Raw genomic sequence first — 15,565 nt, forward strand, 5'->3', positions numbered from 1 at the left:
AGGCCGGTATCGAGGTACACCGGGGTGGCGCTTTGTTCGGCGCTGAGGGCCCAGACGATGGCGTCGAACGGGCGGCGCGGGCAGAGCTTGCGCCAGTACGCCAGGTGCTCTTGGCTCGGTTCGGCCTGAACGCTGCCGCCCCAGAGAAACACCACGCCCTCCCCTTCGAACCAGAACTGCTCGCCCAGCCCAGGCTGCACCGCCTCGATCTGCGCCGGCTCGCCCACCACCAGGATGATGCGCACCTGGCGCCGCCAGAAATAGCCGTAATAGCGCTTCAGCTCTTCCAGCAGCCGGCTCGGCTGCCAGGCTTGTTCCGCCAATTGGGCCGCCTGGCGCCGGCGCTCCAGCGCCTCGGCCAAGTGCCCATGGCCGGCGGCGAAGCGCCAGGCGGCCAGCTTGCCGAGGGCCATCAGGCCCATGCCGTCGAGTACCACGAAGGCCAGGCAGGCCAGTAACCAAGCCACGCTCCAGCGCCATTTGCTGAGGTCGCCCTCCAGCGCGAACAGCGGGTTGTCGGCCCAGATCAGGGTTACGCCCACGGCCAGTGCGCACAGCACAAATAGCCAGAGGCTGGTTTTTCCGTTCATTACGCATTCCTTGTCAGGGTAACGGGCTGCACCACACAGCCGTGCAAGGCGCCATCGCCGAGCAGTACACATTGAGCGGCCGCGGTAGCCTGGGCATCGGCCAAGGCGGCCATCAGGGCCAACTGGCCGGCGGCCTTGCCGGGCCTGCCGAGCGAAGCGTCGAGCCCATGCACCTGGCCCGGCGCCAGGCCATCGAGCCGCGCCAGGGTGGCGGCCGGCACCTGGCTGGCCCAGGTGAACGGCGCGGGCGCCCCAGGGGCTAGCCGCCCCCAGTTCAAGGCTTGCGCCCACCAGCCATCGCCCTGCTCGGCCGCCACTGGCCGGTGCAGGTGCGCCAGGGCCGGCACGCCGTGGGTGTTGCGCCAGGCCGGGTGCGCCAACAGCACGGCAGACACGTGCTCGGCCTCCCCCTCGCGGGGCTGCAGGAACAGGTTGATCTCCAGGCTCAGCACCACCGCGCAAGTGCGCTCGGCGTCCAGCCAGGTGTCTAGCCACATCAGCCCGCCAGGCCCGGCGAGGGCGCCCTGCACCTCCAGCGGCCAGGCCGGCAGCACGGCTTGCCAGAGGGCGATCACCTCACGGTTGGCCAGGGCACCGTCGTGGCGCAGGCGTAGGTACACCGGTGTGTCCTGGCGCAGCCGCGGGGGTGGCCCGAGCAAGGTCGCCAGTTGTTCGAACGCGAGCACCAGGCGCTGGCGGTAGTGCGCGACCGCAGGGCCCTCGGCGCCAAGCTCAAGCTGGCTGCAGCGCACCACGCGGTTGGCTGTGGGCAGGTACAGCGGCTGCAACGGCTTGAGGCCGCTGGCCAGTGCCCGGCCCAATTGGTTACAGCCCGCCGCCGTGCAATAGGCCATGGCCAACACCGCCAGTGGCCGCTGCGCCTCGGCCGTCATCAGCCGCGCCTGGCGCGCGCGCTCGGCGTTCCATTGGCGGGTGTATTCCACGCCCCGCTCGAAGGCGCGCATGCGCAGCGCCACCAACAAGGTGCCGGCCGCGCACGGCAGCAGCGTGGCGCACAACAACGACCACTGCGTGTACGGCGCCCAGCGCGGCGGCCAGCACCACAGCAGCAACCCGCCGAGGGCCAGCGCCACCACCAGCGCCGCCACGCACCAGCGGATCAGCCTGGGCGCCTCGGGCGGCGCGAGTTCAGCCGGCAGTTCGTTCAGGCGCACGGGCATGGGCACACCCCCGCGCGATTCAGGCAGGTGTACCGCATCAGCTCACCTGCCCGCTTTCGTGCAACTGGTAGTTCGACAGGTCACCCCGCTCAACCTGCACCGGCACGCGGCCTCTGCGGCGGGCCAGCTCCACCTCCGCGTGGCTCATCAGCTCAAGGATAAAGGCATGGGCCTCGCCGGTGTGGGGGTGTTTCCAAAAGGCACTGGCGCGGTAGCTGGCCTCGCTGTCTGCCTGGTATTCGTCTTCCTTTTCGACGTTCAGCAGGGTCGCCTGCAACACCTGGTAATTGCTGTTGAGCCGCGCACGGCGCTGGTCCTCACGGCGAAAGGCCCACATGAGGGTGCCCGCGAGCCCACCGAGCGCCAGGGCGATCAGGCAAAGAATAACGACGCCACGCAGCGGAAACAGCTGATGGCGCAACCAGGCGCTTTGCGGCAGCGCCGGGGAGAAATACACCGTCACTACCGTGCCCGGCTCCAGCGCCTCCGGGACCTTGCGCAGGGTACCCTCAGGCATTTCGACCCAGCTGTAGCTGCCGGTTTTCAACTTCACACTGCGTTGCACGGTGCCTTCAGCGTCCAGGTACTGCGCGCGCTTCTCGGCCATCTGGTACCCCAAAAACCCCGCCCAGCTAAATAACGCCAAGGAAATCCCCAAGATCACACGTAACAGCATCTCAAGCCCCCTGGTGCTGGCGTGGCATGAACGACAGGTCCAGCGCCAGGCCCAGGACCTGGCCGTTCACGCGGTGCACCTGCACCGGCACCTTGCCACCGCGAATGTGCGGTTGCGGGTCTACCGCGAAGTCATCTTTCTCCACCCGGTAGGTGATGCCGGTTTGCGGGTCAGCCCAGTTGGCGACCAGGGTGTATTGGAACAGGTCGTTGATGATCAGCTCGTCACTCAGGAACACCTGCTGCACATTGGCCTGAACGGTGTGCACGGTGGTGGCGGGCATGGCGGGCGGCCGCGCCTTCATCGCGCGCTGATGGGCCCAACCCATGCCCACGAGCAGGGAGGCCATCGGCAGGAACATCATCACGTAAATGCCCTCGTGGGAGGTGTACGTGGCAAACGCGAGTAAGGCGAAAAAGCCAATGATGAAGCAGAACAGGCTTCGGCATAGGCCTTTGAACAGGAAACTGAGCACGGGTAAGTCCTTTTAGTGGGTGCCGGGTTGGGCCGAGGGGGTAATGGGGGTTGGGGCGTTAACGGCGCAGCGGGCGGTTTTATTCGCCACAAAGATGGGCTTGCCGCCCTCCGGGCCAGGGATGAAAGAATTGGGATTACTGAAACTTCTGGAAACCGTGTACCCCATCCGCCACCCGGCAGAAGGGAAATCGATACCTCGCAGGGTTTTCAGGTAAAGGCCAGGAACAGGGCTCTCGACAACCGGTTGATCGGGCCCTTGAGGGTTCAGGCGGGGCGACACGCTGTAGTAGTTAGGGTCATACCAATCGTTGACCCATTCATAGCCGTTGTCGGTCATTGCATACAGCCCGAGTGGATTGGGCGGAAAATAATCGACAGGGGTGAGTGTAAAGGTGTCCCTGGGCCAACCCATGGATTGCGCGTAATCCATTCTGTTGCCATCTGTTGATAGGTTCCTGCCTCGGTACAGGTCGTCATCATAGGAAGAGGCGCCTACATAACTAATGTCCCAGTCGCCGGTATCGGTTGAAATGGGTACGAACAGGCCGCGGCTGCGGGCGGCGTATTCCCATTGGGCTTCTGTCGGGAGGGCGAACGGCAGGCCGGTTTCGGTAGCGGCCCATTTGCAGAATGCTTCAGCTTCGTACCAGTCGATCAGGGCGGGTAGGTTGGGGATGGTTGAGCCGAGTTGGTCACCCTCAAGCAGATATTTCCGAATAGGCTCCCCTTTCGTACTCAAATAGGTGTGATACGCATCATTGGTGATCTTGAATTTGGAGATTGAGTATGAAGACAACTCCACCTCGTGCGTGGGTTTGCTGGACTCATTGATGTCCACGTAGCCTTTCTTTTGGCCGTAGTGGACGCCATAGTCGCCCATTATGAAGGTACCGCCCTGGACCCATACCAACTCATCAGTGAGTTGATCTAAAACCCTTCGAATCCGCTGAGCGTCAACCTCCGGCGCTGCCGTATCAGGACGTGCAGCCTGAGGGTAATTGCAACCTGAAATAGTTACAGCCGTAGTAATTCCAACGAAGCAGCAGGCAAGGCCTCGACAGTGGATTTTGGGGCGAGAATTGAACACAGGAAAATCCTTTTAATGTGCACCAGTAGTGAGTGGGCTTTCCCCAGAGATGGGACCGGGGGAATTGACGACGCAGCGGGCGGTTTTAGCACGCAAAGAATAAAATCTCATGCCGGAAGGCTGATTCACATAGGCGGCATCCGGAGCTTCGTAAGTGCGCTGCACGGTCGCACCGATGTTGAAATGTGGATCAGACACGGTAGCCCCACGCAATGTCTTGGCAGGCACGCCGCCAGTAACTTCATTCTTAAATACGCCCGTAACTGGGCCTTGTGGATCAACCCCCGGAGACGACTTGTAGTAATTCGGATCGTACCAATCCTTTACCCACTCCAGCCCGTTATCAGTCATGGCATAGATACCGAGCGAACCAGGCGGATAATAATCAACGGGGAGCGGAGCATGATAATCAGTACCCCACCCCATTTTTAAACTGTATTGGTTTCGATCCCAATCGGTCGCGGCATTCAGCCCTCTGATACCCCTGTCATTTTCAGCGACAGGCGCCACCCGAACCACATCCCAAGTGCCACTAGCCGTTGCGACCGGAATGTCCAACCCTCGAGCTCTGGCTGCGTATTCCCATTGCGCCTCAGTAGGTAGTGAAAACGGGAGATTGGTAATGCTTGCCAACCAATTACAATATTTCTCGCTCTCATACCAATCAAGGTGGGCCGGATTGTTTGGCGCAGACCTGAACTTCTCAACCGCTCGGCTTGCAGATTCATTATAAGAGCCATTAGTAGCGAGCAGATAGAGCTGGTAATCTCTGTTGGTAATTTTAAATTTTGCGATATGAAAATCACTCAATTTAACAGCATGGACGTAGCTATTATTCCCCGACAAAGACATCATAAGCTTGCCCTGGCTATAATCGCCCATCATGAAGCTGCCTCCCTCAATAAAAACCAAGCCTTTCATGATCGAGAGTTTAAAATTCTCAACATCAAGCTCTGAAAACAATGGCCCGCTTGTTCTGACCTCTGGCTCGACCTGATCACAGCCGACCTGGGTAGCGGCAAGCAACAACACAAAAGCCTTAGAATAACGTACAGGAAATTCATTCATACCGAGCGCCGAACCACGTCAGAAGAACCATCAAGACAACAGGCGGAGTCGCATTTCGGCTCAATACCAAGGGCCACTTTCATGAAGATATTATTGCTCGCACCTAATACCCTCAAGTAGCTCCCGGTTTTTCTGGATTCTTCTTGTGCGCCTGTACTACGCTGTGCTCCCCAAGGCGGCGAATGCAACTCTGCAGCAATGCCATACCTCATACTCCAAGTTGGATCATGCTCATATTTCGGCTGCGCTTCCTCCACGCTGCCCTTTATGCGCACTGTGGCGTTATGCGTGGCAGCGGGCTCCCTTTTGACAATCCGGTGCGGGCTGCCAGATAAGGTATTGGCTTCTCCATACACTTCAGCGGTCCCGACACCATGAAGGTTAGGAGCAGCTACAATCGGATGGGGAGAATTGACGGCACAGCGGGCTGTCCTCCCACCGAGGGAGATATAACCTTCATGTTGTTCTGACGCCTTCAACAGCGCCAGGGGATTGTCATAGCTCCTGCGTACCGTTACGCCAAAACGCCACGTCGAGGGAGAATAGTCATCTCCTCTCAACACCTTCATGTACAAATCGGTACCAAAGCCATACGGAACGACAGGGTGCGGGGGGCCTTTCGGATCCAGCCTTGGAGAGTAGCTATAATAATCTGGATCATACCAATCACTGACCCATTCAAAACCGTTGTCAGTCATGGAATCAAAGCCATGTTTATTCGGCGGATAGCTACCCACTGGAATAAGTGTAAACACACTATTACGCCACCCTTGAGATTTTGCATACTCTGTTCGCGACCAAAATGTTGATATATTTACCCCCCGAACCCCATCGTCATCCGAGCCCATTGGCGCCACTTGATAATCCTGCCAGTCCCCCGTGTTGGTCGCGACGGGTACAAACTCCCCACGGCTTCGTGCAGCATATTCCCATTGAGCTTCAGTCGGGAGCGAGAACGGCAAACCGGACTGATCGGCCAGCCAACTACAAAATCTTTGTGCCTCGAACCAATCTACAGTAGCGGGCAGATCAGGCACTCGTACAAACGCCTCGAGCCGGTCATTAAGGTCTTGCCGCAGAGGCAAATCATTCGCAGCGAGATAAATCTGATAGGCACGATTAGTGATTTTGAACTTCGACATCGAATACGACGAAAGCTCAACCTCATGCGCTGGCTTACTGGACTGCTGAATATCAATATAACCAGCTTTTGTTCCGTAATCTTTGCCATAGTCCCCCATGACAAATACGCCTCCCTCCACCCACACCAGTTCGCGCTTTAATTGAGCCACCAGTTCAAGAACAGCCCCAGCATCCGCCTTTTCAGGAAGAAAATGACTTACAGACGTTTCATCAGGTGATGAGTCACAGCCCAACATCGCCAAAAAAAATCCAGCGAGAAAATACTTACCTGCTTGATAAACCATCAAACTGCCCCCCGGATCGGACCAAAAATACAAGCATGCGGATAGTTCGGGTTGTCACAATCCGACAGTTGATAGCTTAAGGAGGTATTAACTGAAAGCGCATACCCTGTGTAACCCTTCTCTTTGAGGCGGCCTTGCAAGTCACGAACGATAGAAATCCCATAACGACTTGCGGCCAAAAACTCAGCGCGTTCATTTCGGCGCTCCAGCAAGCGTAAATTGAAGGCTTTAGGGCTGCCAAACATCAAAAACCTGATAAGCTCTTTTCTCTTCTCGAAAAAAAGTTCTTGCTGATTAACGCCCTCCGGCAGGGAACCATCGATATTAACTCTACATAACACACACCACCACTCGCGCTTTGTCTGTACGGACTCCAAAATCTTCAGCACGGCAGCTTTTCGATCCTGATACAAGTCCGGCCCCATACGTCCAAAACCCCAGCTAGTGTGATCCAACCTATCCCAGTATCTATAACGTGTTAATAAAAACAATAAAATCGCTTTGGCCTCGGGAGTCCACAAGAGCAAGTCTATACTTTGCCCCAAAACCTCTTCAGCCAATTTGTTTCTTCGCCGAGAAGCCTCTATATTATCTTTAGCAACATCTTTAATTCGAGAAGCTTCGGCACGCACATATTCAACGATACGTTCCGGCGACCACAAAATTTCGCCATAATCTACCTGTTCTTTCTTATCTTCAAAAACCACCCTCATCAAGCAATGTGCAGTGTATGCACCAAATGTCAATGCATCCATGACCACCAGCGTCGTATAATTCGAAACATACAACTGATACGCCACCCACTTCCCAAACTCCCACAACTGACCGACATTCACTTCCGCGATTAAAGCCCCCTTCGCCCCACTCCCAGCACACACACTTGCGGACACATGGAAATAAAACTTCCCATTGACAAAAGTGCAGAAAAACTTACCCCCTATGCCTCGCCCTTTCAACTCAGCCAGGCTCCCCCCCAACGTGGCAAAGTCCACAAACTCGCCACTCGCCCCCGTTTTGGCCACCGCCTCCGGCTCCAACGGTTTCATCCACTGCAGGCTGCCCTTCAAACTCTGTTCCAAACGCAGCCCAGCGAACGCTTCAAACGAAATGGCCAGCCCTTCTTCCTCAGCCTCCAGTTGCTGATGAAAGAGCTTGCTTTCAGTTCTGATTTGACGAAACCGCGGCAACCGGCTACCGGGCTGCCCTGCCAGGGTTTGCTTGGTCAGGTCAGGGGTGGTCAGCACTTGCATCTGCGCCTCCAACTGGAGGGATGCGCCTAGAAAACCCGAATGTTCATGAGCCACCGCCAGCCGAAAGATCCCGAGGTCCATCCCGCGCAAACCACGGTAATCCGCCACCTTGAGGTGCCAACCCAAGCGGTTAGGCCGATAAAAGGTCGCTGAATACATGGCCGACGCCAGTGCCAGGCTATAACTGCCTTCGGCCTTGATGGCCATGTTCTTCTTGTTGGGGTCATATTCCGCGCTGGCGCCCAGGTTGGCGGCGTGGCGCATAAACTGCGCGGCATAAGACACGTCCACGCTGTCACGGGACTCATCAGCGCCTACCAACGAGTTATTCCAGGCCTCTGCCCACTCCAGCAGGTTGGCCCCAAATGCGTTCCATTCAAGGGTTCTGTCGAAATTGAATGTGTCCAGCAGCGCCTTGCCCCAGGCAAAGTCCTTGAGCTCCGCCTTGAACTCCGGTTGCTTGGCCTTCAGTTGCTCTTTGAGCTTTTTCGTGTCGATCCGGGTTTTGCCGCGTTTGTCTGTGCGGTAGATGCTTTCCTGTGCACCGGTCACATCCTTGGGTTTGATCTTGACGGTCTTGACCTGGCCGGTTTTGCCAAGGGCGTCGTAGTGTTTCTTTTTGACGTAGACGTAGCGCTTGCCGACTTTTTTCGGGTTGCCGTCTGCATCTTTAACCGTGCGCCGGGTATTGGCGATCGGCAGCAACTCGACAACATCGTCATACTTCAAGTTGCTGGTGGAAAACTGCCCCAGCTTTTCCAGGACGGCCTTGCGCTGCGCGTCCAGCTTATCTTCAGCATGGTCGATCGCTTCTACCTTGGCTTCGATCTCCAACAACGCCGCATCACGCTGGGCCTGGGTTTTGCCGTAGTACTCGATGGCCGTGGAGTAGTCCTCCATGGCCAGGTGAAAACGGTTCATGCTCTCGACCAGGTCTTGCCAGTGCAGTTCGAATTCGCCGGCAACGCTGGGGCTTAGAAACAGAAACTCTTCTGTGTCTGGGCGGAAGTAACATTGCCCGGAGGCATACTCCACCACGGTCACGCTGGGCTCTCGGGCCGTGACACCGACACCGGCGGGTACTTCGCTTTTACTCATCGTGCTGCCTTCCTTATTCGAAAAACACTTTCAGCGTCTTGGCATCCAGGCCGTAGTGGCTCTGGGTATAACCTTCGTCGTCGGTGACGCCGCGCAGGGCCGTGCCGTCGTCGTTTTCAACGCGGTAGCGCACGTTGCGCCGAGGCGCGCCCGTTCCGCGTTCCACCACCTGAAACCGCCCCTGCGTGGCACTGCGAAACACTGGGTCTTCAACCCTCACCGGTGCGAACGCCTTCGCCAGCGACGCCGCCCCGCCCCACTCGATATGCTCGTTGCGAATGCGGATGTCGCCGGGCGCGCCGATCTCGATGGAGCCGTCCTTGAGCTTGATGTAGGCACCCCGGCTGACCAGGGTGATGCCGTGTTCCGCGGCGATGACGGCCTCGCCGGCGCGGCTGTCGAGGTTGAGGTTTTGCTCTGCCCGCACGGCGATGGCGCCGGTCTGCGCTTCGATCGAGACGGGCCCGCGGGCGGCCAACAGCTTCAGCCCCAGGCGTTGGGCGAACAGGCTGATGGCTTCGCCGGCGGCGACCCGAAGGCGCTTCACCACGTTGACTTCAGCGCCTTGGCCGGCGGTGGCGATCAGCTCTTTGCCGGCGGACAACTGCAGGTTTTGCGGGGTGACGACGGCAATGCCGGCGGGCGCCGAGGCCACCAGGCCGGGTTCGGCGAGGGCACTCAGGGCGGCCTTGAGTTGCTGCTGGGCGGTGAGGTCAGAGACCACCAGGCTTGAGGTTCTGGCACTGCTGGCCAGGGTTTTGGCGATCTCCAATGCCTGCTCCAACTGGGCCACGGCGGCGCTCATGTCGAGGGCAGTGCCCCCCGCCTTCACCTGCTCATCAGCACTGACCAACACCCCCTTCCCCGCCCTTAACACCCCCCAGGCATCGGTACGCAGTTCAAACCCCTCGCCGCGCTTGTGCTTCGCGGCATCCACCAGATGCCCCAAGTTCAACTGGCTCTTGCCGCCAAACTCGGTGCTCAGCTTCACGTGCTCCTCACCGCGGCGGTCTTCCATGCGCAGCTTGTTGTTGGCCGGGGTGCGCAGCACGTTGCGGGTTTCGTTGAAGCGGTTCACGGGGTCCACATGCTGTTTGTCGTGCAGCGCGTGGGCGATGTAGGGGCGGTCGGGGTCGCCGTGCTCGAAGGCGATCGCCACTTCGGTGCCGGGTATCAGCGGCAGGTGCAGGCCGTGCTTGGCGCCGGCGTAGGGCCGGGCCAGGCGTAGCCATTGGCTCTCCTCGCCCTTGGGCCAGGGGTGCAGGTCGAACACGAAGCGCACGCGGTAGCGGCCGTCGTTGTCGAGGTCGGCGTAGGGGCGGCCGGGGTCGAAACGTTCGGTGACCCGCGCCGGCAGGGTGCCGGCCATCACCGGCTTGGGCTTGAGTGGCGGGCGGTAGGCGACGCTTTCTATAAAGGGGATGCCGCTGAACTGCACCTGGTAGTTGCGCTGGCGGTGGCCGCGCACGCGGGTGTGGGTGATGCTCACGCCTTCGGCGAAGGCCTGCGGCGGGCCGTTGCTGATGGGCAGGGTTTGCCCGGGGGCAAGGCTGGCGCAGCTGCTTTCGCCGCTCAGGCGGGTTTGCCCGTTGAGGTAGCGTTCGTGCAGCAGCCGCGCGCTGAAGTAGGCGCTGGGGCTGGGCAGTTGGCGGCCGCGGTCGATGGTGTCGCCGACCTCGACGAAGCAGTCGTCGAGGTGGTAGGCCAGGCCGCGGGTGGTGGTGGCGTTGCCGCGGGTGTGGTCCACGCCCACGTCTTCGTCGTAGGCGCGGCCGGCGTCGACCCCGCCGTTGGACAACGGGCTGAGGTCCATGTAGCTGTAGTGGCGCACGCGCACGGCTTTTTCCACCACCTGGTGCTCGGCGCGCAGGGCCCACACGGCGTCTTCGCCGTCGTTGGCCAGGCCCGCTTCGGCCACGCAGGGCAGCGCCGTGACGGTGGGCGGGGTGAACTGGTCGTCGTGAAAGTGCATCACGCCGATGCCGCCGCTGTGGATCTCGGCGAAGCGGTACCAGATGCCCACCTCGGCCAGCAGGCGGTCGATAAAGGCCAGGTCGCTTTCGGCGTACTGCATCACCTGTTCGCGCTTGGCGTACTCGCGGGCGAGTTCGAAGCGGCATTCGTAGGTGGGGAATTGGTTGTGCTCCACCAGCACGCTTTTGACGATTTCCGGGATGCTCTGGTGCTGGAAGATCCGCGAGTACTGGCCGCGGCCGAGCAGCGCCAGGCGCGGTTGCAGGGTGACCTGGTAGTGGGTTTGCTCCTTGCTGCGCTTGAGGTGCTTGAAGCCGGTGATGAAGCCGAAGATCGAGCGCAGTGGGGCCGGTTGTTGAACCTGCTGGCCGACCCAGGCGGGTTTGACCGGGGCGGCGTGCAGCACCAGGCTGGCCTCCTTGGCCAGGACCTGGTCGGGGTGGATGTCCAGCGCGCTGGAGTCGAATTCGATCTGGTAACTGAAGGGCTGGCTGAGGTGCTCTTCGCCGTCGAAGGCGATGACGTCAATGGCGGCGTCGAGGCCTTGAATGGTGAGGGAATAGCGGGTGTAGGGGGCGAAGGCTTGGCTCATGGGCGGCGCGCCTGTGGGGCGGGCCACCGTGAGGGAGCGTGTGGCGGCATGGCTGGGCATCCTTGGACGGCGGAAGGTCGCGGGGGATTGTTTCCCGGTGCCCTGGCCGCTGTATGCCAGACAAATCGCAAAGTGGTGCGTGAAAATGGGAAAGTTGATGTAGGAATCGCCTGCAAACGCCGCTTGGCCTGATCGGCGTCATGCTTTGCAAAACTGCCACCCTGCCCCAGGCGCCGTTCCCATGTAAGATACGCGCCCTTCTATCCGCGTAACCGGCGGGGCGCGTGCCCTGCCCCTGAGGAACCGCCTCGCATGAGTGACCCGCAAACCCCCGCGCAGCTGCACCGGGGCCTTAAAAACCGCCACATCCAGCTGATCGCCCTGGGCGGGGCGATCGGTACCGGGCTGTTCCTGGGCATCGCCCAGACCATTCAGATGGCCGGCCCATCGGTCATCCTCGGCTATGCCATCGCCGGGCTGATTGCGTTCTTCATCATGCGCCAGCTCGGCGAAATGGTCGTGGAGGAGCCGGTGGCCGGCACCTTCAGCCACTTCGCCAACCGTTACCTGGGGCGTTTCGCCGGGTTCATGTCGGGCTGGAACTACTGGGTGCTGTACGTGCTGGTCGGCATGGCCGAGCTCACCGCGGTGGGCGTGTACGTGCAGTACTGGTGGCCGGAGGTGCCCACCTGGGTGTCGGCGGCGGTGTTCTTCGCGCTGATCAACCTGATCAACCTGTGCAACGTGCGCCTGTACGGCGAGATGGAGTTCTGGTTCTCGCTGATCAAGGTGGTGGCGATCGTCAGCATGATCGGCTTCGGTGCCTGGCTGCTGGCCAGCGGCCAGGGCGGCCCGGAGGCGACCGTGGCCAACCTCTGGGCCGACGGCGGTTTCTTCCCCCATGGCGTGGGCGGGCTGGTGATGGCCATGGCGGTAATCATGTTCTCCTTCGGTGGCCTGGAGCTGGTGGGCATCACCGCCGCCGAGGCCGACGACCCGCAGCGCAGCATCCCCAAGGCCACCAACCAGGTGATCTGGCGCATTCTGCTGTTCTACGTGGGCGCGCTGGCGGTGTTGCTGTCGCTGTACCCGTGGCAGAAGGTGGTCAGCGGCGGCAGCCCGTTCGTGTTGATTTTCCACGCGCTGGACGCCCAGGTCGTGGCCACCCTGCTCAACGCCGTGGTACTGACCGCGGCGCTGTCGGTGTACAACAGCTGCGTGTACAGCAACAGCCGCATGCTGTTCGGCCTGGCGCGCCAGGGCAATGCCCCGCAAGCGCTGCTCAAGGTCAACCGCCGTGGCGTGCCGTTGGCGGCGCTGGGGGTGTCGTCGCTGGCCACTGGGCTGTGCGTGCTGGTGAACTACTTCCTGCCGGGCGAGGCGCTGGGCCTGCTGATGGCGCTGGTGGTGGCCTCGCTGGTGCTGAACTGGTGGATCATCAGCATCACCCACTGGCGCTTCAAGCGGGTCAAGCAGGCTGAAGGCCACAGCACCCGTTACCCCAGTTGGGGCTACCCGCTCACCAACGCGCTGTGCCTGGTGTTCCTGGCGGGCATCCTGGTGGTGATGTGGTTGACGCCAGGCATCCGTATTTCGGTGATCCTGCTGCCGATCTGGCTGGCGGTGCTGGCCGCGGCGTACTTCACCACCCAGCGCCGATAGCGGCCAGCCGAGTGGCGCAAGGCGTGATATGGTTGTACTACAACCACATCATGCCTTGCAGCGCCAGCTGAGCCGAACCGATGCCACGCACACCTGCCTCCCCCAGCGTTACCCTGACCATCCTCTCCATCGTGCTCTACACCTTCATTGCCTTCCTCTGCATCGGCTTGCCGATCGCGGTGTTGCCTGGCTATGTGCACGACCAACTGGGCTTCAGCCCGGTGGTGGCGGGCCTGGTGATCGGCGCGCAGTACCTGGCCACCTTGTTGATCCGCCCGTTCGCCGGCCGCCTGGCCGACAGCCAGGGCACCAAGACCATCATCAACTGGGGCCTGTACGGGATTGCCGGCAGCGGCGTGCTCACGCTGATCGCCACCCTCTGCGAAGCCTGGCCGAGCGTGAGCCTGGTGCCGTTGTTGGCCGGGCGCCTGCTGTTGGGCTGTTCCCAGGGGATGATCGGCGTCGGCACCGCCAGTTGGGGCATCGGCGCGGTGGGCGCGGAGAACACCGCCAAGGTGATTTCCTGGAACGGCATCTGCTCGTACGGGGCGATTGCCTTTGGCGCGCCGATTGGCGTGGTGCTGACCGGTACCCTAGGCTTCAACACCCTGGGCCCGCTGTTGATCCTGCTCGCCCTGGGCGGGGTGGCGATGCTGCGCAACAAGCCGTCGATGCCGGTGGTGCGCGGCGAGCGCATGCCGTTTTGGTCGGCGTTCGCGCGAGTCGCGCCGTATGGCCTGGCGCTGACCCTGGCGTCGATTGGCTATGGCGCGCTGACCACCTTCATCACCCTGTATTACCGCGAGAACGGCTGGGCCGGCGCGGCGTATTGCCTGACCGCCTTTGGCGTGTGCTTCGTGATCGCCCGGTTGATTTTCATCAATGCCATCAACCACTACGGTGCCACCGCCACCTCGCTGGCGTGCATGGCGGTGGAGGCGCTGGGGTTTCTCGTGCTGTGGCTGGCGCCCTCGCCGGCCTGGGCGCTGGTGGGCGCCAGCCTGACCGGTTTCGGCCTGTCGCTGGTGTACCCGGCGCTGGGGGTGATCGCCATCCGCCAGGTGCCCAGCAGCAGCCGTGGCGCCGGGCTGGGGGCGTTCGCGGTGTTCTTTGACCTGGCGTTGGCGGCGGCCGGGCCGCTGATGGGCGCGCTGGCGGCCCATACCGGGTACGGGCCGGTGTATTTGATGGCAGCGCTGTTGGCGTTGCTGGGGTTGGCGCTGGTGGTGCTGATGGGCCGCAAGGCCCGAGGCTGACCTGGCGGGCCCTTGCCTGGCGCGGCGCTATTGCTGGTCCGCCGTCTGCAACCCGGCCCGGCTCGGCTGGCTCAGCGCCTGGCCAAAGAAGGTGCCCGCCTCGGCCACCAGGCCCTTGTGGATCGACACCCGGTCGACGCCCTCGGCATCGGCGCACAGCGCCGGCGAGCGGGCGGCCTGCTCATCGGTGCAGGGCGCCAGGAACACAAAATGCCCAGCCCCGGCCAGTAAACGGTATTCCGGGTGCTGCGGCAGCTTGCGCGCCAGGGCGCCGGCGTTCTTGTCCGGGGCCACCAGTTGGTCGTGGTCGCCGGCGTAGATCAGCGTCGGTACCTTTACCTCTTCCAAGGTGTGGCGGCCGAACATCAATGACAACGGCGCCATCAGCAGCAGCGCGCGCACCCGTGGGTCGGCATGGGGGGCGAGGTCGTCGCGGTCGGCCACCAGTTCGCCGTGGGCCTTGCAGGCATCGAGGTCGGCGGGGAATTTCAGGCAGTAATCGCGCAGGCGCTGCAGGTCGGGCTGGGCGCCGGAGAGGATCAACGCGGTTTCGCCACCGGCCGAGTAGCCGATCACACCGACCTGCTCGGCGTTGACGAACGGCGACAGCATCGGCTCGCCCAACGCGGCGGTGATCGCCGCGGAAATCTGCATCGGCCGGCCGTAGAGGTTGCTCAGTTTGCCCAGGCGGCTTTGGTCAAGGTAGTTGTCGCCGGGGTGCAGCACCGCCACCACCACGAAGCCCTGGCGGGTGATCGAGGTGATCAGGTCGTGCAGCGCCAGTGGCGTACCGTTGTTGCCGTGGGAGAGCATCAGCATCGGGAAGCGGCCGATGGCGATGCGCGCGTCTTCCCCGGCGGCCACTTCGAAGCCATCGATCACGCTGCCGCGCACCCGGGAAGGCGTGGGGTAGAAGGCGTAGGCGTTCATCGGTTGGCCATCGAGCGGGTCAGCGAAGGTCAGCCGGTGGTAGCCCACCGAGTAATGGGCCGGCGGCGCCGCCAGGGCCTGCACCGAAACGAGGCTCAGGCTCAACAGCCACAGCACGGTTGCACAACTGCGCATCATCCGTATGCCCTCTTTCACTCCAATACCCCTCGTTCACTGTAGCCGACATCGCCGCCCACGCGCGGATCAACAGGACGCAGCAAAAGACGGGCCAGGTGGTACAGCAGTCACAAAAAAAGCCGCTGAGCCCAAGGGCACAGCGGCTTATCTGTTACGACT

The 15,565-nt window shown here is 61.4% G+C and carries 11 protein-coding genes and 1 pseudogene; 2 read left to right on the forward strand and 10 right to left on the reverse strand.

The genetic code is table 11. From position 1 onward, the window contains the following. From ACFZCE_RS17355 to ACFZCE_RS17395, 9 genes and pseudogenes are all read right to left on the reverse strand, one after another. Positions 1 to 590 (reverse strand): annotated as a pseudogene (locus ACFZCE_RS17355) (hypothetical protein); the annotation flags it as partial. Then, a complete protein-coding gene (locus tag ACFZCE_RS17360; protein ID WP_390941192.1) occupies positions 590 to 1,771 on the reverse strand; it encodes a hypothetical protein in 1,182 nt (393 codons plus the stop codon). The gene ACFZCE_RS17360 and the pseudogene ACFZCE_RS17355, both read right to left, overlap by 1 nt. 37 nt (positions 1,772 to 1,808) lie before the next feature. Continuing rightward, complete coding sequence (locus ACFZCE_RS17365) at positions 1,809 to 2,447, reverse strand: hypothetical protein (RefSeq protein ID WP_390941194.1); 639 nt, start codon at positions 2,445 to 2,447, stop codon at positions 1,809 to 1,811. 1 nt (position 2,448) lies between these two features. Continuing rightward, entirely contained in the window at positions 2,449 to 2,922 is a 474-nt protein-coding gene (locus ACFZCE_RS17370; protein ID WP_390941195.1) for a hypothetical protein, read from the reverse strand. Between the two features lie 12 nt (positions 2,923 to 2,934). Next, on the reverse strand, positions 2,935 to 4,011 hold the full coding sequence (locus ACFZCE_RS17375; protein ID WP_390941197.1) for an SUMF1/EgtB/PvdO family nonheme iron enzyme: 1,077 nt from the start codon (positions 4,009 to 4,011) through the stop codon (positions 2,935 to 2,937). A gap of 12 nt (positions 4,012 to 4,023) precedes the next feature. Further along, positions 4,024 to 5,079, reverse strand: a complete 1,056-nt coding sequence (locus ACFZCE_RS17380; protein ID WP_390941199.1) for an SUMF1/EgtB/PvdO family nonheme iron enzyme — start codon at positions 5,077 to 5,079, stop codon at positions 4,024 to 4,026. After that, positions 5,076 to 6,506 carry an SUMF1/EgtB/PvdO family nonheme iron enzyme gene (locus ACFZCE_RS17385; protein ID WP_390941201.1) on the reverse strand — a complete coding sequence of 477 codons (1,431 nt, stop codon included), beginning with the start codon at positions 6,504 to 6,506 and terminating at the stop codon, positions 5,076 to 5,078. Before ACFZCE_RS17385 ends, ACFZCE_RS17380 begins: the two co-directional genes overlap by 4 nt. Continuing rightward, positions 6,506 to 8,854, reverse strand: coding sequence for a hypothetical protein (locus ACFZCE_RS17390; RefSeq protein ID WP_390941203.1), 2,349 nt, complete (start codon positions 8,852 to 8,854; stop codon positions 6,506 to 6,508). Before ACFZCE_RS17390 ends, ACFZCE_RS17385 begins: the two co-directional genes overlap by 1 nt. Positions 8,855 to 8,867: 13 nt before the next feature. Continuing rightward, complete coding sequence (locus ACFZCE_RS17395) at positions 8,868 to 11,420, reverse strand: type VI secretion system tip protein VgrG (protein ID WP_390941205.1); 2,553 nt, start codon at positions 11,418 to 11,420, stop codon at positions 8,868 to 8,870. Positions 11,421 to 11,732: 312 nt separating this feature from the next. On the opposite strand from ACFZCE_RS17395, the gene ACFZCE_RS17400 reads away from it, so the two are divergent. After that, positions 11,733 to 13,082: an amino acid permease gene (locus ACFZCE_RS17400; protein ID WP_390941207.1), complete on the forward strand. Its 1,350-nt coding sequence runs from the start codon at positions 11,733 to 11,735 to the stop codon at positions 13,080 to 13,082. A gap of 80 nt (positions 13,083 to 13,162) precedes the next feature. Continuing rightward, entirely contained in the window at positions 13,163 to 14,338 is a 1,176-nt protein-coding gene (locus ACFZCE_RS17405) for an MFS transporter (RefSeq protein ID WP_390941209.1), read from the forward strand. A 27-nt stretch (positions 14,339 to 14,365) separates the two neighbouring features. Here the strand turns inward: ACFZCE_RS17405 and ACFZCE_RS17410 are convergent, their stop codons facing one another. Continuing rightward, a complete protein-coding gene (locus ACFZCE_RS17410; RefSeq protein WP_390941211.1) occupies positions 14,366 to 15,406 on the reverse strand; it encodes an alpha/beta hydrolase family protein in 1,041 nt (346 codons plus the stop codon). Positions 15,407 to 15,565: the final 159 nt, after the last annotated feature.

Origin of the sequence: Pseudomonas sp. NPDC007930, from assembly GCF_042958985.1 — a bacterium.
Classification (GTDB): Bacteria; Pseudomonadota; Gammaproteobacteria; order Pseudomonadales; family Pseudomonadaceae; genus Aquipseudomonas.

Coding starts and splice junctions, on each gene's coding strand:
- ACFZCE_RS17365 (WP_390941194.1), bottom strand. CDS start 2,447: ATGCTGTTACGTGTGATCTTGGGGATTTCCTTGGCGTTATTTAGCTGG.
- ACFZCE_RS17405 (WP_390941209.1), top strand. CDS start 13,163: ATGCCACGCACACCTGCCTCCCCCAGCGTTACCCTGACCATCCTCTCC.
- ACFZCE_RS17400 (WP_390941207.1), top strand. CDS start 11,733: ATGAGTGACCCGCAAACCCCCGCGCAGCTGCACCGGGGCCTTAAAAAC.
- ACFZCE_RS17390 (WP_390941203.1), bottom strand. CDS start 8,854: ATGAGTAAAAGCGAAGTACCCGCCGGTGTCGGTGTCACGGCCCGAGAG.
- ACFZCE_RS17380 (WP_390941199.1), bottom strand. CDS start 5,079: ATGAATGAATTTCCTGTACGTTATTCTAAGGCTTTTGTGTTGTTGCTT.
- ACFZCE_RS17385 (WP_390941201.1), bottom strand. CDS start 6,506: ATGGTTTATCAAGCAGGTAAGTATTTTCTCGCTGGATTTTTTTTGGCG.
- ACFZCE_RS17410 (WP_390941211.1), bottom strand. CDS start 15,406: ATGATGCGCAGTTGTGCAACCGTGCTGTGGCTGTTGAGCCTGAGCCTC.
- ACFZCE_RS17360 (WP_390941192.1), bottom strand. CDS start 1,771: ATGCCCGTGCGCCTGAACGAACTGCCGGCTGAACTCGCGCCGCCCGAG.
- ACFZCE_RS17395 (WP_390941205.1), bottom strand. CDS start 11,420: ATGAGCCAAGCCTTCGCCCCCTACACCCGCTATTCCCTCACCATTCAA.